We start from the raw sequence: 23,109 nt of genomic DNA, 5'->3' as shown, positions 1-23,109 counted from the left end.
TGTTGATAACTAATTAACTTAGGTATTTTATTTTAGCGAGTTTAATGTTATTTTAGCGAGGCTTCAAACCTAACAACAGTAAGACATTTCATGAGTCAAGAAACAAAATATACCGAAGATAATATCAGGTCTTTAGACTGGAAAGAGCATATAAGAATGCGTCCAGGAATGTACATTGGTAAATTGGGAGATGGTTCTTCTGCAGATGATGGAATCTATATTCTTGTAAAAGAAGTTTTAGACAATTCTATCGATGAATATGTAATGGGCGCTGGTAAAACCATTGAAATTGCTATTCACGGAAGTAAAGTAACCGTAAGAGATTACGGACGTGGAATCCCTTTAGGGAAAGTTGTAGACGTGGTTTCTAAAATGAATACGGGTGGTAAATACGACTCTAAAGCGTTTAAAAAATCGGTTGGGTTAAATGGTGTGGGTACAAAAGCAGTAAATGCACTTTCTTCTTTTTTTAGAGTAGAATCTTCACGTGAAGGGAAGTCTGCTTCTGCAGAATTTAGCAAAGGAAACTTAGAAAATCAAGAGTTCTTAGAAGAATCATCTAGACGTAAAGGAACAAAAGTTTCATTTATTCCGGATGAAGAAATTTTTAAGAAATACAAATTCAGAAATGAATATGTAGCAAAAATGTTAAAGAATTATGTCTATTTAAACCCAGGTTTAACCATCATTTTTAACGGAGAAAAGTTTTTTTCTAAAAACGGATTAAAAGATTTATTGGAAGATAATAACAATATAGACGATATGTTGTATCCAATAATTCACCTAAAAGGCGATGATATAGAAGTTGCCATAACACATAGTAAAACGCAATATTCAGAAGAATATCATTCTTTTGTAAATGGGCAACATACCACACAAGGAGGTACGCATCAATCTGCCTTTAGAGAAGCAATTGTAAAAACAATTAGAGAGTTTTACGGTAAAGCTTTTGAAGCTTCAGACATTCGTAAATCTATTATTTCTGCCGTTGCAATTAAGGTGATGGAACCTGTTTTTGAGAGTCAAACAAAAACAAAATTAGGTTCTACAGATATGGGAGGAGACTTACCAACGGTAAGAACTTATATTAATGATTTCTTAAAAACAAAGCTAGATAATTACCTGCATAGAAATACCGATGTTGCAGATGCACTTCATAGAAAAATTGTTCAGGCAGAGAAAGAACGAAAAGAACTTTCTGGTATTCGAAAATTAGCAAAAGACAGAGCAAAAAAATCTAGTTTACACAATAAAAAATTACGCGATTGTAGAATTCATTTAGGCGATACAAAAAAAGAAGCATATTTAGAATCTACTTTATTTATTACAGAGGGAGACTCTGCTTCTGGTTCTATCACAAAATCTAGAAATGTTAATACACAAGCCGTTTTTAGTTTAAAAGGAAAGCCTTTAAATTCTTACGGATTAAGTAAGAAAATTGTGTATGAAAATGAAGAGTTTAACTTATTGCAAGCAGCTTTAAATATAGAAGATGGTTTAGAAGATTTGCGTTATAACAATATTGTAATTGCAACCGATGCCGATGTAGATGGTATGCACATCCGTTTATTGTTAATTACATTTTTTCTACAATTTTTTCCTGAGTTGATAAAAGAAGGGCATTTATATATTTTAGAAACCCCGTTATTTAGGGTTCGTAATAAAAAACAAACGTTTTATTGTTATTCTGATGATGAAAAACGAGAAGCAATTGATAAATTAAGAGGAAAACCAGAGATAACACGATTTAAAGGTTTGGGAGAGATTTCTCCCAACGAATTTGTGCATTTTATTGGAAATGACATTCGATTAGATCCGGTTATGTTAGATAAAGAAATGTCTATTGAGCAAATGTTAGAGTTTTATATGGGTAAAAATACTCCAGACAGACAAAAGTTTATTATAGATAATTTAAAGGTTGAATTGGATTATGTAGAGGAAGATGAAATTTAGTAAAAAACAAATTAAGAACATTTTTACCGGAATTTTTGCGTTGCTTTTATTGTTTTGGTTGTTTCAAATAGATTGGAATAATATGTCTAGCAAATCTAATTCAGGAGCATTCTTTGGCGTTTTATCGGGTGCATTGTTTATAATTTCTATGCAAATTAAAGATAAAGAACCCAAGGAGTAAGCATGAAAACAAGAGGAACCAATTTGGCACCTCAAGTTGTGGAGGAAATATATATTTATATGTAATCTTTACAGAACAAGGAGTTGCAATGTTATGGAGTGTTTTAAATAGTGATAGAGCGATTGCTGTAAATATTAAAATGATCTGGATTTTACCAAAAAGCGAGAATTATTAAGTAATAATTTAAGTTTACGATTGGAAATTGAGAAGATTAAAAAGAAAGTAACCAACAATAAAAGAGAATATATAGAATTAGTTTTTTCTTATTAAATGTCATTACGAGGAACGAAACAATTTCTTTAATAAAATTGAGATGGTCACAGAAAGTGAAAAACTTTTCTCAAAATGAAAAAACAGAAAGAACAAAAATTGGGTATCAAATAGATAAAGGTAAAAGCAAATAGTTTGCAAGTATGCCTGCGTTAGGGATTGAAGTGAAAATCCTTTTTTTTGTTTAAAGTATCATTGCGAGGAACGAAGCAATCTTTTTATTAAATTGAGATTGCCATAGGTAGTAAAAAAAAAATCTTAACAATGACTGATACAAAAAAAAGATTGTAGCGTAAAGCCCGACCTTTTTAGGGAACGCCCAAAATATAGAAATACACAGTTAAACGATTAAACAATTAAACGTTTAAAAAGAATGAGTGAAGATATAAACGAACACGAAGAAGAATTAACGAATCAGCATGAAGAATTAGATTCGCCCCAAGAAGAAACCATTACCAAGGTTACAGGAATGTACAAGGAGTGGTTTTTAGATTATGCTTCGTATGTAATTTTAGAAAGAGCGGTTCCGTCGTTAGAAGACGGATTAAAACCTGTGCAGCGTAGAATTATGCATTCTATGAAAGATTTAGATGATGGACGTTATAATAAGGTAGCGAATATTGTTGGTCATACAATGCAATATCACCCACATGGTGATGCTTCTATTGCAGATGCCATGGTGCAAATTGGTCAGAAAGAATTGCTGATTGATATGCAGGGTAACTGGGGTAATATTTTAACAGGAGATAGGGCTGCGGCTTCTCGTTATATAGAGGCTCGATTATCTAAATTTGCGTTGGATGTTGTTTTTAACCCGAAAACAACCGAGTGGAAAATGTCTTATGATGGACGTAGAAAAGAGCCGATAGATTTACCGGTAAAGTTTCCGTTATTGTTAGCGCAAGGTGCAGAAGGAATTGCGGTAGGTTTGTCTACTAAAATATTGCCACACAATTTTATAGAACTAATTGATGCTTCTATTAAATATTTAAAAGGGAGAAGTTTTAAGATTGTACCAGATTTTTTAACAGGTGGTATTGCAGATTTTACCCATTATAATGATGGTAAAAGAGGGGGTAAAGTTCGTGTACGTGCTAAAATTTCTCAGTTAGATAAAAAAACGTTGGTGATTAACGAAATTCCGTTTTCTACCACCACCACAACTTTAATAGATAGTATCTTAAAAGCCAATGATAAAGGTAAAATTAAGATAAAAAAGATAGAAGATAATACGGCAGCAGAAGTAGAAATTTTAGTGCATTTACCACCAAATGTTTCTCCAGATAAGTCTATTGATGCATTGTATGCGTTTACCAATTGTGAAACTTCTATTTCTCCTTTAGCATGTACAATAGAAGACAATAAACCGGTTTTTGTTGGAGTTTCTGAAATGCTAAAACATTCTACAGATTTAACGGTAGAGTTGTTAAAGAAAGAACTAGAAATTCAGTTAAACGAATTAGAAGAACAGTGGCATTTTTCTTCTTTAGAACGTATTTTTATTGAAAATAGAATTTATCGTGATATTGAAGAAGAAGAAACTTGGGAAGGTGTAATAGAAGCTATTGATAAAGGTTTACAACCACACATAAAACATTTAAAACGTGCAATTACTGTAGATGATATTACGCGTTTAACAGAAATAAGAATTAAAAAAATATCTAAATTTGATATTGACAAAGCCAAACAATTTATAGAAAGTTTAGAAGATAAAATTGCAGTGGTTAAAGACCATTTAGCCAACTTAATAGACTTTGCAATAGATTATTTTAAACGATTAAAAGATACTTACGGAAAAGGAAAAGAACGTAAAACAGAAATAAGAATTTTTGATGATATTGTAGCATCAAAAGTGGCCATGAACAATGCAAAACTTTATGTAAATAGAGAAGAAGGTTTTATTGGAACTTCTTTAAAAAGAGATGAATTTGTAACCGATTGTTCGGACATTGATGATGTTATTATCTTTAGAAAAGACGGAGGAATGATGGTGTCTAAAGTAGATGCAAAGACCTTTGTTGGTAAAGATATTATACACGTTGCAATCTTTAAAAAGAAAGATAAAAGAACAGTGTATAATTACATGTATAGAGATGGTGCTAGAGGACCATCTTACATGAAACGTTTTAATGTTACTGCTGTTACAAGAGATAAAGAATACGATTTAACAAACGGAAATAAAGGTTCTATTGTTCATTATTTTAGTGCAAATTTAAACGGAGAAGCAGAAGTTGTTACTATTAATTTGCGCTCTGTGGGGAGTGTAAAAAAACTAAAATGGGATATCGATTTTGCCGATTTAGCTGTAAAAGGAAGAGCGGTTAGAGGAAATAGAATTACAAAATATGCAATTAAAAGTGTCGATTTTAAATCTGAAGGAGTTTCTACGTTAAAGCCACGTAAAATTTGGTTTGATGATGCTGTGCAACGTTTAAATGTTGATGAAAGAGGCGAGTTGTTAGGAGAATTTAGAGCAGAAGATAAATTATTGATTATTACACAAAGTGGAAAAGCAAAAGCGGTAAAACCAAATTTAGCGATGCATTTTGAAGATGATATGATTGTGTTAGAAAAATGGAAACCTAACAAACCCATTTCTGCTATATATTTTGATGGAGAAAAAGAACGTTATTATGTAAAACGCTTTTTAATAGAAACACCAGAAAAAGAAGAAGAATTTATTTCTGATCATGCTAAAAGTCAGTTAGAAATTGTTGCCACAGATTATAGACCTATAGCAGAAGTAGTTTATTCTAAACGAAGTTTAGAGAATGAAGAAGTTAATTTTGAAGAATTTATAGCGGTTAAAGGGATAAAAGCACAAGGAAATCAATTAACAACAGAAAAAATAAAACAAGTTAATTTATTAGAACCTTTACCTTTTGAAGAGCCAGAAGAAAAAACATCTGAAGAAATAGAGGTGGTAGATGAAGAAGTTATAGAAGATGAATTGCCAATTGAGGTGCCAGAAACAGAAACTAAAAAACCTGTATTAGAAGAACTTTCTGCAGAAGAAAAAGCAAAAATTGCTTTGCAAAAATCGATAGCAAGAAAAAAAGCCGAACAGAAGAAAATAGATGATGAAAATCAAACGAAACTATTCTAAAAAATGAAAAAAATTTATTTGCTATTAGCTGTTTTCGGTATTTGTTATACGTGGTATTATAATATTCAATATTTTCAAACAGCAGATACCCCTTCTTTAATAAATTTTTTTAAAGATGCACAAAGTAATTTTGCGGGCAAATCTTTTGGAGCAGATTTAACGGTGGTAGTATTTACTTTTTTTGTTTTTATGATTTCTGAATCTAAGAGACTAAATATAAAATATTGGTATGTTTTAATTCCACTCACTTTTTTAATAGCAATAGCATTTACGTTACCATTATTTTTATATATGCGAGAAAATAGATTGGATAAATTAAAACCTGTTGTATGACAAAGATTGGTTTAATAGGAGGTATTACACCTGAATCTACCATTTTATATTACCGAATTTTAAATCAACTAAATGCTAATAATTTAGGGAAATCTCATTCTGCTAAAGTTATTATAAATTCTTTTGATTTTGGACAAATAGCTAAACTTCAAAAAGAAGGAAGATGGGATTTGTTAGATGAATTAATGGCAGAAGCAGGAAAAAGTTTAGAAAAAGCTGGGGCAAGTTGTATTTTAATTTGTGCTAATACTATGCATTTGTGCATTGATGCCGTTAAAAAAGTAGTTACTATTCCGGTGATACATATTGCAGAAGCAACTTCTAAAAGGATCCTAGAACAAAAGGTAAAAAAGGTAGCTTTATTAGGAACAAAATATACCATGGAAAAAGACTTTTTTATTGATGGTTTAAGTTCTTTTGGTATTGAAACTATGATTCCCGCTGAGGATGAAAGAGAAATAATTCATCAAGTAATTTATGACGAACTTTCTGTTGGAAATATCAATCCTGTCTCAAAAAAAGCGTACCTGAAGATTATTAATAGATTGATAGAAAATGGGGCAGAAGGTATTATTTTAGGTTGTACAGAAATTCCATTGTTAATTGAGCAAGAAGATGTTTTGGTACCTGTTTTTGATACAGCTACAATTCATGCCACAGCAGCTTTTAATTTTGCTATTAGAAATCAACAACAACAACAACAACAACAACAACAACAACAGCAGTAACATTTTGTATGAAGTTTAGATTACTTATTATTTTCTTATTTTTTGTTGGCACTACATTTTCTCAATCAGATATTTACTATTTTAAAGATTTAAACAGCACTTTAACCTATAAGGATATTGGTAAGGAAAAATTTAAACTTTTAAATAAAGAAATTTTAGAAGAAAAATCAAATGCTACTTTTTGGTTTAAAATACCGGCAAATGAAACAGATGTAAATTATGTTTTTAGAATAAATAGTATAAGAACAAATAATGTGCATGCATATCAAAATTTAAAAGAAATTAATAAATTAAATAATCAACGGTATGTTTCCTTTAAGTTTTCAAGAAAGTATCCTACCTATATAAAAGTAAATTCTAATTTTAGTTCTTATTTTCCTGTAGAGCTAAAAACAGAGGATGCTTCTTTATTTAAAGAAAAGTTAGTACTATTATTAAATGGTTTTTATTATGGTGCTGCTTTTTTAGTGATACTTTTTAGTTTGAGTTATTTTTATTTTTTTAAAGACATTGCATTTCTGTATCATGCTTTTTTACTAACCTGTATTTCTTTTAGTTTTGTAATATTTGATGGTTCTTTGCATTTATTTAATGTTGATGAAAAAGATATTGAGTTTTTAGTTTTATTAGATTATATTTTACTAAGTTTTAGTTCGTTAAAGTTTGGAAATAGTTTTTTGATGTTAGATAAATATTTTCCGAAGGCTAAAAAATATACGCTTATTTTATTTTTAAATATTGTTTTGTTTGTAGTGTTATTTTATTTTTCTAAAATAAACCTACTTTATACTATAGTAAGTATTACTACACTAATATTTTTATTTTTTTATTGGTTTTTGGGGGTCTTACTTTTTAGAAAAAATAAACACACTAAACTTTTTGTGTTTTCATATGTATTCTTATTATTTAGTGGTTTAGACTTTTTTGTATTAAAAAACTTTGGAATTTCATTTTTTGAAAGCAATCCATCTAATTTAAAAATTGGAGGTTTTTTACAAATTATAGTATTATCATATGCTGTATTGTATAGAGAAAAAGATTTAAGGAAATATAATTTTTACATGAAGAATGAGATTATAAAATACTCTAAAAAAATAAAGCAACTTACCACACAAGAAGAAGAAGAAAATCCTTTAAAAGAAAACTTAGAAAACTTAAGTATTAGAGAGCGAGAAATTTTTGATTTAATTGTATCTGGTAAATCCAATAAAGTAATAGCTAGTGAAATTCATGTCTCTGTAAATACGGTTAAATTTCATGTAAAAAATATATATGGAAAATTAGAGATAAAAAGTAGAAAAGAAGCTCTAACTATAGAAAACACTATTAAAAAATAGTGCTTACAGCTAGTACTACCCTATAAACTACCCAAATACTACCCATTAAATTGTTTAAAATTATTGCTAATTGTAGTATTTTTGAACAGAATTTATTATCCCCCAAAATAAATGTATATAAGGCCTTCTATAGAAATATAGAAGGTTTTTTTATTTCCGTTTTTATTAAAAAGTTAATTAAATTATTAATAGCTTTTACTAATAAAAGGAGTTTCTTTAAACCCTGTTATTTTATTGATTAGAATTGTGGCTGTAAAAAAATAGTTGCAAAGTAAATTCGCAAATTTGGGTAAAATATCTGCAACTTCTATTTTTTCTTTATTATGAATAATTACCATTAATCTAATTGCTCTTTTTGAAAGGGAAGAACATTGATTTAAAATCCCTACGGGAGATGTTCCTCCTGGTAAAACAAAACCAGAAATGTCATCTTTCACAATTATTTTCATATTTCTGTAATATGCTAACAATTGCTGATGATTGTTTTCTGTGATGGCCAATTTACCTCTTATAGAACCATTAAGATGATAGCAAAGTGGTAATAACCAATTAAGTTCCTGTGCTAAGTTTTCTAACTCTTTGTTATTGGAATACTCTAATTTTAATTTAGAAAGTTCATCAATAGCCCAAGCAACCATACGCGTAAGTTGGTCTGTTTCTATTTCGTAATCACAAAGTGATGATTCTTCGTACATAAAAGGGTAACAAAGTTCATCAATGTTAGATTTTGGTCGCAGTTTTTTCATGAAAAAATATTATTTTAATTTTCTATAAAAAGTAAATTGATACTCTTTAAGTACTTCTGGATGTACTATTTTAATTAAATCTTTTAATACTAAATCTGGTCTAGTAGGTGCCAATTCATAATAAATAATACCACCTGTTTTACCTTTTAAACTTGTTGGAGTGTAGATTTTATCATTTTTAAAAGCATCGAATTCTGTATACAAAGAATTACTTTTTATCATTTGTTCTTTAGAGGTAAAATGAGCAGGAGCAATCCAAAATTCAGCATTTAGTCCTTTCTCAAAAACACTCTCAAAACTTAAAGATAAACTTCCTTTTCCTTTAGTGTTTTTCCAGAGATAATCTAAATTAGCATCTTTAAAAAAAGTAGCAACAAAGCTTTCTCCTGCAGGTAAGTTCCAAATATCTTTACTCATAATAGCACCAGAAAGAATAGTTGGTTTTTTATTAGATTTTAAAGCAATTTTTTTTGCATCTAAATAATTGCTTTCTATAACTTTAAAAATACTGTCTGCTTGTTTTTCTTTGTCAAATAGAACGCCAAAAAATTTAATCCATTCAGCTCTTCCTAAAGGAGATTCTTCTAGCCAATCTCCATTATAAATTACATTTATGCCTGCCTTTTTAATGGTTGTTAAACTTTTGTCTGCCGAAGAAACACTATAACCCACCACTAATTCTGGTTGTAGATCTAATAAAATTTCTGTGTTTAAAGAGGTTTCTTTCCCTATTTCAGCTATTTTGCCAGCATCAATTAATTTTCTTGTTTTTTGTGATGAAATAAATTTTGCATACGGAAAACCTACAATGCTCGTTTCTTTATTTAACAACTCTACCATAGGTATATGAGTTGTTGAAGTCACCACAATTTTTTGAATAGGAGTGTAGATGGCATTTTTAGAGCTTACTTTTGGGTCACTTTTTTTTATTATACGATATTCAGTAACTTCTTTAGAGTTTTGGTATGCAGACTTTATAATGAGCTTTTTAATACCATTATCCTCTACAATATCAAACCCTTTGGCATATTTAACAGGACTTTCAGCTGTTGTTTTTTCATCAACTTTTACAACTTCTTTTTTACAAGAAATAGCAATGAACAAGAAACATATGGCCGAAATTAATTTTAATTTTTTCATGAAGAATACACTTGGTTTTCTTGTTCTTGAACACGGATAAAAGTGGTTCTTTTGGTTAATTCTTTTAATCTGCTAGCACCAACATAGGTACATGTAGATCTTATTCCTCCTAAAATATCTATAATGGTTGCTGCTACATTTCCTCTATAAGGAACTTCAACAGTTTTACCTTCAGAAGCTCTATAATTTGCAACACCACCAACATGTTTATTCATGGCTGTGGTTGAGCTCATTCCGTAAAAAGCTTTAAATTTTTCTCCATTTTTTTCAATTAATTCACCACCACTTTCCTCATGACCTGCAAGCATACCTCCTAACATTACAAAATCTGCACTACCACCAAAAGCTTTAGAAAGGTCTCCAGGAATTTTACAACCTCCATCAGAAATAATTTGCCCACCCATACCATGAGCAGCATCTGCACATTCTATAATTGCAGATAATTGAGGATAACCAACACCTGTTTTTACACGAGTTGTGCAAACCGAACCCGGACCAATACCTACTTTTATAATATCTGCGCCAGCTAAAAGTAATTCTTCTACCATTTCACCTGTAACAACATTACCTGCAATAATTACTTTATTAGGATGATTTTTGCGCATTTTTTGTACAAAGTTTACAAAGTGTTCAGAGTATCCGTTGGCAACATCTACACAAATAAAGTTTATTTGTGGAAATTTAGTTAAAATCTGTTTTACTTTTTCAGAATCTTCTTTTCCTGTACCAGTACTAACAGCTATGTTTTTTAATAGTTTAGCATCTGCGTTGGTAGCAAAATCAGTCCATTCTTCTAATGAATAATGTTTATGAATTGCTGTAAAAAGTCCGTGTTTAGAGAGTGCTTTTGCCATTTCAAAAGTACCAACAGTATCCATATTAGCGGCCATAATTGGTATTCCTTTCCAAACAACATCACTATGTAAAAAAGTAAATTCTCTTTCTAAGCTTACTTGCGAACGCGATTTTAAGGTAGATCGTTTAGGACGAATCATTACATCTTTAAAACCTAATTTTAATTCATTTTCTATTCTCATCTCTATCAAAATTATTAAGTGATAAAGGTATTAAATTTGAAAGTGAATTTATTAGATTCTTTATAAGAAAGAATGTGTAAAATTTATTGAACATCAAATTAAAAGAATATTTCTATGAACTTGTTGTGTATTTTAAGCTTTTTTAACTCTAAAATGTCAGTTCGAGTGATTTTAAGCTGCTAAAAATTGTATCGAGAACAATTTAATAACTTAAAATAGGTATTCTTGGTACAAATTCTATGCATTGTAATCGTTAAATTTGCTAGAATTGACAGATTTTTATCAAAATGCACAACAATTTTTATGAACTTAAAAGAATTAAGAAACCTTAATTAATGACGTTTATTTTTTTATTCCATTTTTTGAAAGAAAGTTAAACTATAGTTTGGTAACAAGTCTGAATTTGTAATTTTAATTATATCTTTTAAAACTAAATCTGGCCTTGTAGGTGCTTTTTCAAAGTAAATAAGTCCGCCAGTTGCTCCTTTATTATTTGCGTATGTGTAAATATTTCCCTTTTTAAAAGCAGAAAAAGAGTTGTATTTTTGGTTAGAAGTTAACATATCTGCTCTGTTTTCAAATAAACCACAACCTATCCAAAAATCGGCAGCTAGCCCCTTGTCTAAAACACTTTCTATACTTAACGCTAAGCTACCTGTTCCTTTGGTGTTTTGCCATAAAAAGTTGGTGTTGGCATCTTTAAAATAGGTGGCAATAAAACTGTCTCCTGCAGGCATATACCAAAGGTCCTTAAATAAGCTACCAGATATAATTGTTGGAATTTTATTTGCTTTTAAAGCAATTTTTTTAACAGATAAATAATTTGTTTCAATAACGTTAAAAATACTATCGGCTTCTTTTTCTTTATTAAATAGTACACCAAAAAACTTTATCCACTCAGCACGTCCTAAAGGAGTTTCTTCTAGCCAATCTCCATTATAAATAACAGGTATGCCGTTTCTTTGAATTGTTTTATATGTTTTGTTATTGCCATTTAAACCAAAACCAATTACCAGCTCAGGAGCCAGTTCTATAAGTCGTTCTGTATTCATGGTTTGCTCACTTCCTAATTCTATTACATGACCAGCATCAATACGTTTTCTTGTTTTTATGGATGAAATAAATTTTGTTTGAGGAAACCCAATTAAAAAATTTTCGGCACCAATTTCTTCTAACATTGGTATGTGTGTAGTACTTGTTACCACAATATTTTTAACAGGTACTTTTAACTCGTTTGTACTAAGGTTGGTTTTGTTACCTAAAATATATGTAAACTGTGTTTTTGCGTTTTGATAGGGTTGCTTTATAATTAATTTCTTTTGATTGCCTGTTGTAATAATGTCGAATCCTTTGGCGTATTTAATGTTGGTTTTTACTGGGGTTTTAACAGGTTTAATGGGTTTATTTTTCTGACAAGAAATAAAAAAAACACTAATTATTAAGAGAGGTAAAAGGTGTTTCATTTTAATAGTTTAGTTTTAAAACTTGTGCATATTGTAATTTTAAATCAAAAGACTTTTCTAAAGGTGTTTTATGAATAAAAGAATACAAGCTTCTCATAACTCCTGCATGGGTTACAATAACAACTTTTTTAAATTCTTTTTTTGCTATTTCTAATAAGAAATTGGTAGTTCTGGCATGTAAATCTAAATACGATTCACCATTTGTAACAGCAACCTTTACAAAGTCATTCATCCAGATATCTAAGGCTTCTTGGTTGATGTCGTTCCAGTTTTGTAATTCCCAATCTCCAAAATCTAATTCTTTTAAGCGATCATCAAAAAGAATAGTATTTGATAACTTTTCTGCCAATTTTTGACATCTTTTTAGCGGACTACTATAATATACAGTTTCTGCATCTTTTATAGAAACATCTGTTAAAATAGGTTTTATTTCTTCTAAAAAAGTATCGGTAACATCAATATCTGATTGCCCGTAGCAAATTCCTTTGGCTATTTTGGGCGTGGTGTGTCTAATTAATATAATTTCCATAAAACAAGTATAAAAAGATAAAAAACAACTTCTGCCACTTGTTGCAAAGCACCCGCGCAATCTCCTGTTTGACCTCCAATCCATTTTTTAAAAAAACGAGCTAAATACCAATAGGTTATTAATAGTGGAATAAGGCTTAGGAATACCCAATAATTTTTAAAAAAGAAAAGAGGTAAAACTCCAAAAATAAAAGAAATCACTAAAGATTTTGTACTCATTTGTGTGGTTGTTGGCTTTATTTTTGAGCTATCAATATCTCTAACATACGGATGCGTGTAGAGTAGGATAGTAGCTGTAAAACGACTAATAGCATGACCAGAAATAATAAGTAAAGGAATATTTATGTGTGCTACACTGAGTGTTTGTATTGCAGAAAACTTTAAAATAAGAATAGAAAACAATCCTATAACACCAAAAGTTCCTAATCTAGAATCTTTCATGATTAGTAATATTTTTTCTTTAGTCCAACCACCACCAAAACCATCGCAACTATCTGCAAAACCATCTTCATGAAAAGCTCCTGTAGTCCAAATAGAAGCAATCATACTTAAAATAATGGCAATTTCTGGGGTAAAAATAAAAGTAGCTAAGTAGTAAATAAGGGCCGCAATAGCGCCTACTAAAATACCCACTAAAGAAAAGTAACGGTTACTTTTATTCAGCATTTCAGACGAATGGCCCACCCATTTAGGGCATGGTATTCTTGTAAAAAATAAAATGGCAGTTAAAAAATAATGAAATTCTTTTTTCATAGGTTTAAGCTTCGCTTACATTGGCACTTTCAAAAGTTGCCATTTCGTTTAAAAACAGTGTTGCAGATTGTATAATTGGCAGTGCAACAGCAGCTCCAGTACCTTCTCCTAAGCGTAAACCTAAATTTAAAATAGGTTTTACCTTTAAAAAATCTAATATTTTTTGATGACCTTGTTCTCCAGACGAATGTGTAAAAATACAGTAGTCTAAAACATTTTTATCGATAGCATTTGCGGCTAATAATGCTGATGTTACAATAAAACCATCAATTAAAATTGTCATTTTTAAAGCGGCAGCTTCTAAAATAGCACCTGCCATCATTACAATTTCGAAACCACCAAAAGTAGCGAGTGCCTCTGTTGGCGAGTCTATATTTTTAATATGCTTTTGGTATACTTCTGTTAAAACATTCTTTTTTTGTTGCAATCCTTCATTGTCTAAACCAGTTCCTTTACCAACACAGTTTTCAATACCAATTTTTGTAAAATAACTCATTAAAAGTGCAGCAGAAGAAGTGTTACCAATGCCCATTTCTCCAAAACCAATGGTGTTGCATTTATTTTGAAATAAATTGTTTACAATTTCTTTTCCTTTTTCTAAAGCAGCTTTACATTGTAATGTTGTCATGGCTTTTTCTAAAGAAAAATCTTTGGTTCCTTTTGCAATTTTAGCAGAAATTAATTCTTTATTTTCATCGAAATTGGCATTTACACCAGCATCAACAATTTTTAGGTTGATTTTATTTTGTTTGCAAAAAACATTAATTGCTGCGCCTCCGTTTAAGAAATTAAACACCATTTGTTGTGTTACTTCTTGTGGATATGGACTTACTTTTTTTGATTTTGTTATTCCATGATCACCAGCAAAAACAACAATACTTGGTGCTGTAATTTTTGGTGTTAACGTGTTTTGAATACGACCTATTTTAATGGCAATATTTTCTAACATACCTAAAGAACCTATAGGTTTTGTTTTAAAGTCGATTTTTCTTTGAAGTGCTGTTTCAATCTCTTTAGAAAGTGCAGTTATTTTTGACATTTTGTTTTATTTTAGTTTTAAAGGCAGTCCAGAAACCATAAAAGTAGCCTTGTCAGCTTTTTTAGCAATAAATTGATTTACCCATCCTTGTAGTTCTGTAAATTTTCTTCCAGATTCTGTGGTAGCATGTAATCCCATACCAATCTCGTTAGAAATAATGATAATGTGAGCATCAATTTCTACCAGTTTTTCTATTTGTTGTTTGGCTAATTTTAAAGATTCTTTTACGTCGTATTTTGTGTCAACATAAAAATTTGTCAACCATAAAGTAACACAGTCAATAACAACTGTAGATTTATCAGGGATAACGGCACTAATATTTTTTTCCTCTTCAATGGTTGTCCAACGTTCATCTCTATCAGAAATATGTTTGTCTACCCTTGCTTTAAAATCTTTATCCCAAATTCTAGAAGTTGCCAAATAAAAAGGGTTTTTAGAAATGTCTTCCGCTATTTTTTGAGCATAACTACTTTTACCAGATCTTTCTCCTCCTGAGATATAATGAATCATAATTTAAAAAATATAAACACAAAGGTTAGAAACATTTTTTAATAAAGGAAAGAATATCTTTAATAGTATTCAAGTTTCTTTTTTTTTAAGAATGATTGTATTTTGTTTGATACCTGCTTTGGTAAATGGAATAAAATAGTTGTCTAAAAAATTACCTTTTATAGATTTTAAAATATCTAATGCATTAAACAAAAAAGTTTATAAAGTATAAGTATTGCAATACTTAAAAATAATTTACATTTGCTAAAAATTAAGGTTTTGTTCTTTCTGAGAACAAATTAAAAGGGAATTCGGTGAAAAACCGAAGCTGTTCCCGCAACTGTATGTTTGTTTCGAAACATTTTTTCGAAACCTCTTTTTTAGAGCTGTTATTAATTCTTTACCACTGACATTTTTGTTGGGAAGGTCTATAACAGGTAACAAGCCAGGAGACCTGCCTAATTTATAAAAATAAATACAAGCTTTCGGGATAAAGGTCAGGTTGTTATGAAGAATTATATTTTATCTTTTTTGTTTTTACTTTGTTGTGCTAACACTGCGTTTGCTCAAAAGGATACGATTATAAATAAGTTAAAAGAAATTGTTGTTATAGCAAAAAAAGAGCAAAAACATAAAATTCTTGGACTAAAAAAACTAAAAATAGTTACTAGTCAAATTATTAAAAACCCAATAAACCTTACTAATTTATTAAGATACAATAGCCCTATTTCTTTAAGAGATTATGGTAATGGAGGTGTAAGTACTGCTCGTTTTAGAGGTACTTCTGCATCGAACACAGCAGTATTATGGAATGGAATTTCTATCAACGCAGTAGGAAGTGGTCAAACAGATTTTAACTCTTTGTCTGCAAGTATTTCTGATGAAATTATAGTTAATAGTGGTGGAGGAAGTATCGATTATGGTTCTGGTGCTATTGGTGGTACTGTGCATTTAAATGATAATTTATCATTTAAAAAACATAAAGATTTTTATTTGTTTTCTTCTTACGGAAGTTTTAATACGACTTCTAATTTTTTTAAAGCCAATGTTGGAACAGGAAAATGGGCTGTAAAATTTGCTGCAACATTAAATTATTCTGATAATGATTATACATTTATTGATACTCGATATAAAAATAGTGACGGTAGTTTGTTGAAAAACGAAAATGGAGTTTATAAAAATTATGGCGTAAACTTTAGTTTAGGATATCAGTTCTCTAGTAAAAACAAACTGTATTTTTATACAACAGGTTATTATGGAGATCGTTTATTTTCTGATGGATTACCAAATCCTGCTGCAGGCAGCGAAAGAAATGAGGATTTTAATCAAAGGAATTTATTAAAATGGAAATACTCTTTTTCTAATTTTACACAAACCTTAAACGTGGCTTACTTAACACAAGAGTATCGATATTATGATGATAAAAATGCTACAGATTATGTTTTTGGAAAATCAAAAAATTATAACATCAATTATAATTTAAAATATCGTTTTTCTAATTATTTTAAAATGGAAACATCGTTAATTTATGATGAAAACAGAGGTACTACTAATGAGGTTTTTTCAAAAAAAAGAACATTGTTTGCAGGTATAGCTAAAGTTACTTTTAAGCCAACAGAGAAATTAACAACGGCAATTAACTTTAGAAAAGAGTCTAATTCAGATTTTGAAGTTCCATTATTAGTATCCGTTGCTGCAGAGCAGGAAATTACAGATAACTTAGCCTTAAAGGCAAATGTATCTACAAATTACAGGATACCAACTTTTAATGAGTTGTATTGGCCAGTTGTTGGTAATTTAGATTTAATACCAGAAGAATCTGTACAAGGAGAAATTGGTGCTTCTTTTAAGAAAAAAAATATAGCAATTACTACATCACTTTTTTATATTCATTTAAAGCATAAAATTTTATGGTTACCTACTGCAGCATCTAATTTATGGAGACCAAGAAATGTAGGTGATGTTACGCATAGCGGAGCGGAAACAGCTGTTAAATTATCTAAAAAAATTAATGAACATTCTTTTAATTTTTCTACGAATTATACGTTTACGTTAGCAAAAAATAAGGAAACAGATACGTTTTTACCTTATGCACCTAAGCATTTATTAAACTTTAATTTAGATTATGAGTATAAGAAAATCTCTTTTTTTATGCAGCATTTATATCAAAGTAAAGTGTATACAAATGAAATTAATTTAGATTTTTACTCCTTAGAATCTTTAAATGTTACCAATTTTGGTGGCGATTTTAAGGTGTTTGAAAATAAAAAGAATAAAATAAAAATAGGTTTTAAAGTAAATAATATATTTAATAATGTGTATTATTTTTCAAACTTACGTCCTATGCCTGGTAGAAATTACAATATTAATATAAACTATAAATTTTAATACAAATGAAGATTACAAAATCAATTTTTAAACTATTCATAATTAGTTTAGTTTTTACATCATGTTCTAATAATGACGAAGAATTTCCAGAAATTACAGGTAATTATAAAGACGGAATTATTGTAAGTGCAGAAGGAGGATTTGGTAATAAAGATGGTTCTATTTCTTATGTAAATGAAAATTTAAATAGATTAGCAACTAATTTTATCTATACGGGTGTTAATAATGCACAATTGGGTGGTTTAATTCAGTCTATATCTTTTACAGATACAGAAGCTTATATTATTTTAAATGATGTGAATACAATTGTTGTTGCAGATAGATATACTTTTGAAAAAATAACAGAAATTAATACAGGTTTAAATAATCCTAGATACATGGCAACTGCTAATGGTAAAGGATATATAACTAACTGGGGAAATCCTTCTGATACCACTGATGACTATTTAGGAGTAATAGATTTAGCGACAAATACAATAGAAAGTACAACGATTTCTTTAGACAATGGTGTAGAAAGAATTCTTGCAAAAGACAATAAATTATATGTTTCTCATAAAGGTGCATGGTCTTCTAATAATATTATTTCAATTGTAGATTTAGCAGCTAATAATACTGTTGAGAAAATTATTGTAAAAGATAACCCAGATGAATTAATTTTTGATGTTTCAGGGAATTTAATTGTATTATCTGAAGGGAAACCTTTAACTTATGGAGGTGCGCCAGATTATGCAGTGTTAACAAATACAACTTCTTCAATTTCATTTATCAACCTTAGTAATAATACAATAACAAAGGAGATTGAATTTAGTGATAATGAAAGAGCATCACAAATGTCTTATGTAAATGGAGAAATTTACTATTACATGGGATCAGAGCAAAAAGTATTTACTATTAATGAAAACGATACAACACTTGCTACAGATGGTATTGCTACAGGTAATATTTATGGTATGTCAGTTAAAGATAATAAGTTATTTACTACTAGTTATAGTTTTACTGCGCTAAGTAAATTAATAGTGACAGATTTATCTACAAAAGAAGTAGTATATAGCTCGCCTGTAGGTTTAGGAGCTTCTAAAATATATTTTAATTAATAAAGATCTTTTGAAAAAGGAAATTTAGTTAAAAACTCCTCTTAGAAAATTCTAAGAGGAGTTTTTTATTTATAACAGTTTTTTAACTTCATTCTTAATAAAGCTAACAGCTGTATCTGTTGGAGGTAGTGTTTTAGAATAGTAAACAATAACATTTTCTCTTAATTCATTTGCAGATTTTGAGGTTTCTGCTACTTGCCTTAATTTGTTAATAACAGTATTTTTAGCAGCTAATATGGCGGTCCAAGTATCATCAGAAATATAAATTTGTTGCACTAGGTTGTGTTCAAACTCTTGTTCTACATTGGCAATTAATAACTGTAAATAATCTTGTGTGTTTTCTGAAATTGGTTTTACTCTAACTAAAATTTTAACAGGATTAATACGCTCGCAAAATAACAACATACGCTCATAAGCCTGTAATTTTATAGGTAAAGTATCTTTGCTTTTTTGAGCTAGAATTTCCATTCTACTTTTAGGATTTTGTTTAGATATAAGCTTGTTAAACATATAATAGCTAACCAAACCTGTTACTGCAGCAGGTAAAATATACACAATACTTGCTATTAATTTTTCTTCCATAAATTAAAGTAAATTTAATAGATACAAATATAGAACTCCTAAAAAGATAGCAAAGCCAAAACTTAATAAAGTACCAATTAAAATGTATTCTGTAAGTTTTCTGTCTTTTGATGAAGTTAAATCTCCAAATCTAAAAACAGATTTTGCAGCTAATAAAAAACCAATAGCTTCCCAGTGGTTACTAATTACAAACGTAAATACAAACAAACGTTCTAGCATACCAATATAACGGCCTGCTTTTGCTAAAGATTCATCATTTTCTTTTTCACTTTCAGGATTCCATTGGGTAATTATAATTTTAATAACTATTGCCGAAACAAAAACAACTAACAGTAAAAATATAATTAATAATAAGATTTTATCTGTGATAAAATTTTCTATTGGTAAAGAAAAATCAACATAAAAAGACGTAGCAAAACCTAATGTAATTAGATGTAATACTTGATCTATAAAAAACCAAATTCGTTGGGTGTTTTTTGTTTGAAGATACAGTTTTAATAGATCTATTAAACAATGTGTACCTATTATGAACAGAAATGCTAGCCAATATTCTTGTAAGTTAAATTGAAGAACAAGTAATAGTAATAAGGCATGAATACCAATATGAAAGTATAGTTTTATAGATTTTATTTTCTTTTCTTCTTTGTTTTTTACCCATTTTTCTGATTGAAAAACAAAATCTCCTAAAATATGTGCCAATAAAAATTTTAAAAATAAAAGCATTTTACAGTTGTGTTTTCTGATGAATTAATTTTCTAAAGCGTTTTTCTAGTTTCATAATGGCATCAAAACCAGAACGTTTTTGTCTTTCGCTGACTCGTCCTTGAGTGATTCCTAAGATAGAGGCTATTTCTTTTTGAGTAATATTTTCAGACTCTAAAGACAGCTTAAAAACTTCTGCAGAATTTTTTGTCCAAGAATCCATTGTTAATAAAGCCAAATCAAAAGCAATATTTAATTCTTCATCAATTTCTTGCCAAGGTGTTTTTATAGCAATTGTTTGCTTTTTTAAATACGTATCAAATGCATAGCCAGAATTTATAAAAGCTTCGCCATTAGAGGCGGTAATTTCTGCCATATTAAATTCTTTTTTACCAATACCAATACCAATTCTTACATCAATATCTTCTGTAGATTTTAAGTGAGCTTTCAGCTTTAAAGCAGCATAAAATGCGTCTTCGCAATTCTTTATTTCTACCTGAAAGCTATCGCCTCTATAAACTTGCCAATATTTAGGTGATTCGCCAAAAGTAGCCAGCGTTTCTTTTAAGGTTTTTAACCAAAAATGATCGTCTTGTTTTCTAGAATCGATAATATCACCTGTTAAAATACTTGTCATTATTATTCTAAATTTTTAGCTAAGATATCATTTATTATCCTAAACAGCAAAATTATCTGTCTATGAGCAGATATTTTAAATTATCTGTCTATAAGCAGATATTTCTATTTATCTGCCTTTAAGCAGATATAATGATGATTCTAATAAATAATTTGTTGATAAAAAGGACGCTTCTTCTTTTTTAGAAACGAATAGTTTGGTTAATTTCACGTTTTTAAATTCTTTCAAAACAAACTATTGAGCACATATTTAGATTCTTTAAACGAAGCACAAAAACAAGCTGTCATTCAAAAAGATGGTCCCATGATTATTATTGCGGGTGCAGGTTCTGGTAAAACACGTGTATTAACCTACAGAATAGCGCATTTAATGCAGCAAGGTGTAGATTCTTTTAATATTTTATCACTTACATTTACCAATAAAGCGGCCAAAGAAATGAAGGCAAGAATTGCTGGAGTTGTTGGTAGTAGTGAAGCAAAAAACTTGTGGATGGGAACATTTCACTCCGTTTTTGCAAGAATTTTACGTACCGAAGCAGATAAGTTAGGTTTTCCAACCAATTTTACAATTTACGATTCGCAAGATTCTGTTCGTTTAATATCAGCAATTATTAAAGAGAAGAATTTAAATAAAGAACAATACAAACCAAAGCAAATTTTAGGAAGAATTTCTTCTTTTAAAAATAGTTTAATTACTGTTAAAGCCTATTTTAATAATGCCGATTTACAAGAGGCAGATTTACATGCAAGTAGGCCAGAGGTTGGTAATATTTATAGAGCATACGTAGATAGGTGTTTTAAAGCAGGTGCAATGGATTTTGATGATTTATTGTTAAGAACCAATGAATTATTGGCGCGTTTTCCAGAAACGTTGGCAAAATATCAAGATCGTTTTAGATATATTATGGTAGATGAGTATCAAGATACAAATCACTCTCAATATATCATTGTTAGAGCTTTGGCAGATAAATTTGGTAATATTTGTGTTGTTGGAGACGATTCTCAAAGTATCTATAGTTTTAGGGGCGCAAATATTCAGAATATCTTAAACTTTCAGAAAGATTATCCGGATGTAAAAACCTTTAAATTAGAACAAAATTACCGTTCTACAAGTAATATTGTAAACGCTGCGAACTCTGTAATCGAAAAAAATAAAACAAAATTAGATAAAGAAGTTTGGACCTCTAATGATCCTGGAGATGCCATAAATGTAATGCGCACAATTTCTGATGGTGAAGAAGGACGTTTTGTGGCGCAATCTATTTGGGAAAACCAAATGAATCATCAATTAACACCCGATGATTTTTGTGTTTTATATAGAACAAATTCACAATCTAGAGCCATTGAAGATGCGTTACGTAAAAAAGGAATTGACTATAAAATTTATGGTGGAATTTCTTTTTATCAAAGAAAAGAAATCAAAGATATTTTATCTTATTTACGTATTTTAATCAACCCAAATGATGAAGAAGCGTTAAAGAGGATTATTAATTATCCTGCTCGTGGAATTGGAGCAACCACTATAGATAGACTAACTATCGCTGCAAATCATTATAAAAAATCAATTTTTGATATTATAAAATATATTGATAAAATCGATTTAAAAATAAATGCCGGAACTAAAAATAAGCTTCGTAATTTTATGGATATGATGCAAAGTTTGCAAATAGAATCGCAAACAAAAAATGCATTTGAAATTGCAGAAACAGTTGTTAAAAAGACACAGTTAATTAAAGATTTAGAAAAAGACGGCACACCAGAAGCAGTTAGTAAAGTAGAAAATGTTCAAGAACTTTTAAACGGAATTAAAGATTTTATTACAGATAAAATTGAAGAAGGTGGAGACACTTCTTTAACTACTTTTTTAGAAGATGTGGCCTTGGCTACAGATTTTGATGCTAAAAAAGACGATGACAAACCATCGGTTTCTTTAATGACCATTCACCAATCTAAAGGATTAGAATATTTATACGTATATATTGTAGGCTTAGAAGAAAATTTATTTCCTTCTGCCATGAGTATGAATACACGAAGTGAGTTAGAAGAGGAGCGTAGGTTGTTTTATGTAGCAATAACAAGAGCCGAAAAAGTAGCCTATTTAAGTTATGCGCAAACTCGTTATAGATGGGGTAAATTGGTAGATGCAGAACCCAGTAGATTTTTAGAAGAAATAGATGATCAATATCTAAATTACATCACACCAAAAAGTACCAATCCAGCAATAAATAATTTTGTTGATAAGAGTATTTTTGATGATGCACCAAAAGGAATTCGTTTTCAAAAACCAATTCAGCGTAAAAAAATGGAGCGTGATTTGGTTAAAAAGAAAGAAATTATTATTCCTAAAAACTTAAAAAAAGTATCTCAAACAACTGCAAAAGCAAATTTATTTGATGGCAATATAGCCGTTGGTAATTTTGTAGAACACAATAGATTTGGTAGAGGGGAAGTAATTGCTTTAGAAGGAAATGGACCAAATAAGAAAGCAGAAATTAAATTTGGTACTGTTGGTAAGAAGAAATTATTATTACAATTTGCTAAATTAAAAGTGATTGGTTAAAAACATTCCTAAAACTAAAAATAAATTGTTATTTTGCAACATTA

At 29.6% G+C, this 23,109-nt stretch carries 20 protein-coding genes and 1 riboswitch; of the genes, 9 read left to right on the top strand and 11 right to left on the bottom strand.

Annotated features, from left to right (window positions below; genetic code table 11):
- The first annotated feature begins 90 nt into the window (after positions 1-90).
- From WG951_RS02955 to WG951_RS02930, 6 genes are all read left to right on the top strand, one after another.
- Entirely contained in the window at positions 91-1,953 is a 1,863-nt protein-coding gene (locus WG951_RS02955; protein WP_105048718.1) for a DNA topoisomerase IV subunit B, read from the top strand.
- Positions 1,943-2,134 carry a hypothetical protein gene (locus tag WG951_RS02950; RefSeq protein ID WP_105048717.1) on the top strand — a complete coding sequence of 64 codons (192 nt, stop codon included), beginning with the start codon at positions 1,943-1,945 and terminating at the stop codon, positions 2,132-2,134. The genes WG951_RS02955 and WG951_RS02950 overlap by 11 nt, the downstream gene beginning before the upstream one ends.
- Positions 2,135-2,777: 643 nt before the next feature.
- Entirely contained in the window at positions 2,778-5,510 is a 2,733-nt protein-coding gene (locus WG951_RS02945) for a DNA gyrase/topoisomerase IV subunit A (protein ID WP_105048716.1), read from the top strand.
- A gap of 3 nt (positions 5,511-5,513) precedes the next feature.
- Positions 5,514-5,843 (top strand): DUF2834 domain-containing protein, encoded by a 330-nt coding sequence (locus tag WG951_RS02940; protein ID WP_105048715.1) that lies wholly within the window; start codon positions 5,514-5,516, stop codon positions 5,841-5,843.
- Positions 5,840-6,571 (top strand): aspartate/glutamate racemase family protein, encoded by a 732-nt coding sequence (locus WG951_RS02935; RefSeq protein ID WP_105048714.1) that lies wholly within the window; start codon positions 5,840-5,842, stop codon positions 6,569-6,571. The genes WG951_RS02940 and WG951_RS02935 overlap by 4 nt, the downstream gene beginning before the upstream one ends.
- An 8-nt stretch (positions 6,572-6,579) precedes the next feature.
- Positions 6,580-7,908 carry a LuxR C-terminal-related transcriptional regulator gene (locus WG951_RS02930; RefSeq protein ID WP_105048713.1) on the top strand — a complete coding sequence of 443 codons (1,329 nt, stop codon included), beginning with the start codon at positions 6,580-6,582 and terminating at the stop codon, positions 7,906-7,908.
- 185 nt (positions 7,909-8,093) lie between these two features.
- On the opposite strand, the gene WG951_RS02925 is transcribed toward WG951_RS02930, so the two are convergent.
- The 8 genes from WG951_RS02925 to WG951_RS02890 form a co-directional block, all read right to left on the bottom strand.
- Positions 8,094-8,654: a cobalamin adenosyltransferase gene (locus WG951_RS02925; protein ID WP_105048712.1), complete on the bottom strand. Its 561-nt coding sequence runs from the start codon at positions 8,652-8,654 to the stop codon at positions 8,094-8,096.
- Between the two features lie 9 nt (positions 8,655-8,663).
- Positions 8,664-9,794, bottom strand: a complete 1,131-nt coding sequence (locus WG951_RS02920; protein ID WP_105048711.1) for an ABC transporter substrate-binding protein — start codon at positions 9,792-9,794, stop codon at positions 8,664-8,666.
- Positions 9,791-10,831, bottom strand: a complete 1,041-nt coding sequence (locus WG951_RS02915) for a GMP reductase (protein ID WP_105048710.1) — start codon at positions 10,829-10,831, stop codon at positions 9,791-9,793. The genes WG951_RS02920 and WG951_RS02915 overlap by 4 nt, the downstream gene beginning before the upstream one ends.
- 350 nt (positions 10,832-11,181) lie before the next feature.
- Positions 11,182-12,294: an ABC transporter substrate-binding protein gene (locus WG951_RS02910; RefSeq protein ID WP_105048709.1), complete on the bottom strand. Its 1,113-nt coding sequence runs from the start codon at positions 12,292-12,294 to the stop codon at positions 11,182-11,184.
- A 1-nt stretch (position 12,295) separates the two neighbouring features.
- Positions 12,296-12,823, bottom strand: a complete 528-nt coding sequence (cobC, locus tag WG951_RS02905; protein ID WP_170062887.1) for an alpha-ribazole phosphatase — start codon at positions 12,821-12,823, stop codon at positions 12,296-12,298.
- The gene (locus WG951_RS02900; RefSeq protein ID WP_105048707.1) at positions 12,808-13,575 is read right to left on the bottom strand and encodes an adenosylcobinamide-GDP ribazoletransferase; all 768 of its coding nucleotides are present in this window, start codon (positions 13,573-13,575) and stop codon (positions 12,808-12,810) included. The genes cobC and WG951_RS02900 overlap by 16 nt, the downstream gene beginning before the upstream one ends.
- Positions 13,576-13,579: 4 nt before the next feature.
- Positions 13,580-14,614, bottom strand: coding sequence for a nicotinate-nucleotide--dimethylbenzimidazole phosphoribosyltransferase (cobT, locus tag WG951_RS02895; RefSeq protein ID WP_105048706.1), 1,035 nt, complete (start codon positions 14,612-14,614; stop codon positions 13,580-13,582).
- A 6-nt stretch (positions 14,615-14,620) separates the two neighbouring features.
- Complete coding sequence (locus tag WG951_RS02890; RefSeq protein WP_105048705.1) at positions 14,621-15,124, bottom strand: bifunctional adenosylcobinamide kinase/adenosylcobinamide-phosphate guanylyltransferase; 504 nt, start codon at positions 15,122-15,124, stop codon at positions 14,621-14,623.
- Between the two features lie 236 nt (positions 15,125-15,360).
- A riboswitch (cobalamin riboswitch) is annotated at positions 15,361-15,579 on the top strand.
- A gap of 31 nt (positions 15,580-15,610) precedes the next feature.
- Here WG951_RS02890 and WG951_RS02885 point away from each other — a divergent pair.
- Both WG951_RS02885 and WG951_RS02880 read left to right on the top strand, forming a co-directional pair.
- Positions 15,611-17,491 (top strand): TonB-dependent receptor plug domain-containing protein, encoded by a 1,881-nt coding sequence (locus WG951_RS02885; RefSeq protein WP_105048704.1) that lies wholly within the window; start codon positions 15,611-15,613, stop codon positions 17,489-17,491.
- 5 nt (positions 17,492-17,496) lie between these two features.
- Complete coding sequence (locus tag WG951_RS02880) at positions 17,497-18,585, top strand: YncE family protein (protein ID WP_105048703.1); 1,089 nt, start codon at positions 17,497-17,499, stop codon at positions 18,583-18,585.
- Positions 18,586-18,654: 69 nt separating this feature from the next.
- Here WG951_RS02880 and WG951_RS02875 read toward each other — a convergent pair whose 3' ends face one another.
- The 3 genes from WG951_RS02875 to WG951_RS02865 are packed head-to-tail and all read right to left on the bottom strand — an operon-like array spanning position 18,655 to position 20,506.
- Entirely contained in the window at positions 18,655-19,167 is a 513-nt protein-coding gene (locus WG951_RS02875; protein WP_105048702.1) for a hypothetical protein, read from the bottom strand.
- A gap of 3 nt (positions 19,168-19,170) precedes the next feature.
- Positions 19,171-19,890 carry a DUF3307 domain-containing protein gene (locus WG951_RS02870; protein ID WP_105048701.1) on the bottom strand — a complete coding sequence of 240 codons (720 nt, stop codon included), beginning with the start codon at positions 19,888-19,890 and terminating at the stop codon, positions 19,171-19,173.
- 1 nt (position 19,891) lies between these two features.
- Positions 19,892-20,506, bottom strand: coding sequence for a SatD family protein (locus WG951_RS02865; RefSeq protein WP_105048700.1), 615 nt, complete (start codon positions 20,504-20,506; stop codon positions 19,892-19,894).
- 237 nt (positions 20,507-20,743) lie between these two features.
- On the opposite strand from WG951_RS02865, the gene WG951_RS02860 reads away from it, so the two are divergent.
- Positions 20,744-23,065, top strand: coding sequence for an ATP-dependent helicase (locus WG951_RS02860; RefSeq protein WP_105048699.1), 2,322 nt, complete (start codon positions 20,744-20,746; stop codon positions 23,063-23,065).
- Positions 23,066-23,109: the final 44 nt, after the last annotated feature.

It is taken from the genome of Polaribacter butkevichii (assembly GCF_038024105.1).
GTDB classification, from domain to species: Bacteria; Bacteroidota; Bacteroidia; order Flavobacteriales; family Flavobacteriaceae; genus Polaribacter; species Polaribacter butkevichii.
The sequence above is the reverse complement of the archived record's forward strand: the minus strand, read 5'-3'. Positions and strand labels throughout refer to the sequence as shown.

Excerpts from the sequence above, each read along its gene's own strand:
- cobC (WP_170062887.1), bottom strand. The coding sequence starts at position 12,823 with ATGGAAATTATATTAATTAGACACACCACGCCCAAAATAGCCAAAGGA.
- WG951_RS02865 (WP_105048700.1), bottom strand. The coding sequence starts at position 20,506 with ATGACAAGTATTTTAACAGGTGATATTATCGATTCTAGAAAACAAGAC.
- WG951_RS02885 (WP_105048704.1), top strand. The coding sequence starts at position 15,611 with ATGAAGAATTATATTTTATCTTTTTTGTTTTTACTTTGTTGTGCTAAC.
- WG951_RS02900 (WP_105048707.1), bottom strand. The coding sequence starts at position 13,575 with ATGAAAAAAGAATTTCATTATTTTTTAACTGCCATTTTATTTTTTACA.
- WG951_RS02925 (WP_105048712.1), bottom strand. The coding sequence starts at position 8,654 with ATGAAAAAACTGCGACCAAAATCTAACATTGATGAACTTTGTTACCCT.
- WG951_RS02940 (WP_105048715.1), top strand. The coding sequence starts at position 5,514 with ATGAAAAAAATTTATTTGCTATTAGCTGTTTTCGGTATTTGTTATACG.
- cobT (WP_105048706.1), bottom strand. The coding sequence starts at position 14,614 with ATGTCAAAAATAACTGCACTTTCTAAAGAGATTGAAACAGCACTTCAA.
- WG951_RS02910 (WP_105048709.1), bottom strand. The coding sequence starts at position 12,294 with ATGAAACACCTTTTACCTCTCTTAATAATTAGTGTTTTTTTTATTTCT.
- WG951_RS02935 (WP_105048714.1), top strand. The coding sequence starts at position 5,840 with ATGACAAAGATTGGTTTAATAGGAGGTATTACACCTGAATCTACCATT.
- WG951_RS02875 (WP_105048702.1), bottom strand. The coding sequence starts at position 19,167 with ATGGAAGAAAAATTAATAGCAAGTATTGTGTATATTTTACCTGCTGCA.
- WG951_RS02945 (WP_105048716.1), top strand. The coding sequence starts at position 2,778 with ATGAGTGAAGATATAAACGAACACGAAGAAGAATTAACGAATCAGCAT.
- WG951_RS02915 (WP_105048710.1), bottom strand. The coding sequence starts at position 10,831 with ATGAGAATAGAAAATGAATTAAAATTAGGTTTTAAAGATGTAATGATT.
- WG951_RS02880 (WP_105048703.1), top strand. The coding sequence starts at position 17,497 with ATGAAGATTACAAAATCAATTTTTAAACTATTCATAATTAGTTTAGTT.
- WG951_RS02870 (WP_105048701.1), bottom strand. The coding sequence starts at position 19,890 with ATGCTTTTATTTTTAAAATTTTTATTGGCACATATTTTAGGAGATTTT.
- WG951_RS02950 (WP_105048717.1), top strand. The coding sequence starts at position 1,943 with ATGAAATTTAGTAAAAAACAAATTAAGAACATTTTTACCGGAATTTTT.
- WG951_RS02920 (WP_105048711.1), bottom strand. The coding sequence starts at position 9,794 with ATGAAAAAATTAAAATTAATTTCGGCCATATGTTTCTTGTTCATTGCT.
- WG951_RS02930 (WP_105048713.1), top strand. The coding sequence starts at position 6,580 with ATGAAGTTTAGATTACTTATTATTTTCTTATTTTTTGTTGGCACTACA.
- WG951_RS02890 (WP_105048705.1), bottom strand. The coding sequence starts at position 15,124 with ATGATTCATTATATCTCAGGAGGAGAAAGATCTGGTAAAAGTAGTTAT.
- WG951_RS02955 (WP_105048718.1), top strand. The coding sequence starts at position 91 with ATGAGTCAAGAAACAAAATATACCGAAGATAATATCAGGTCTTTAGAC.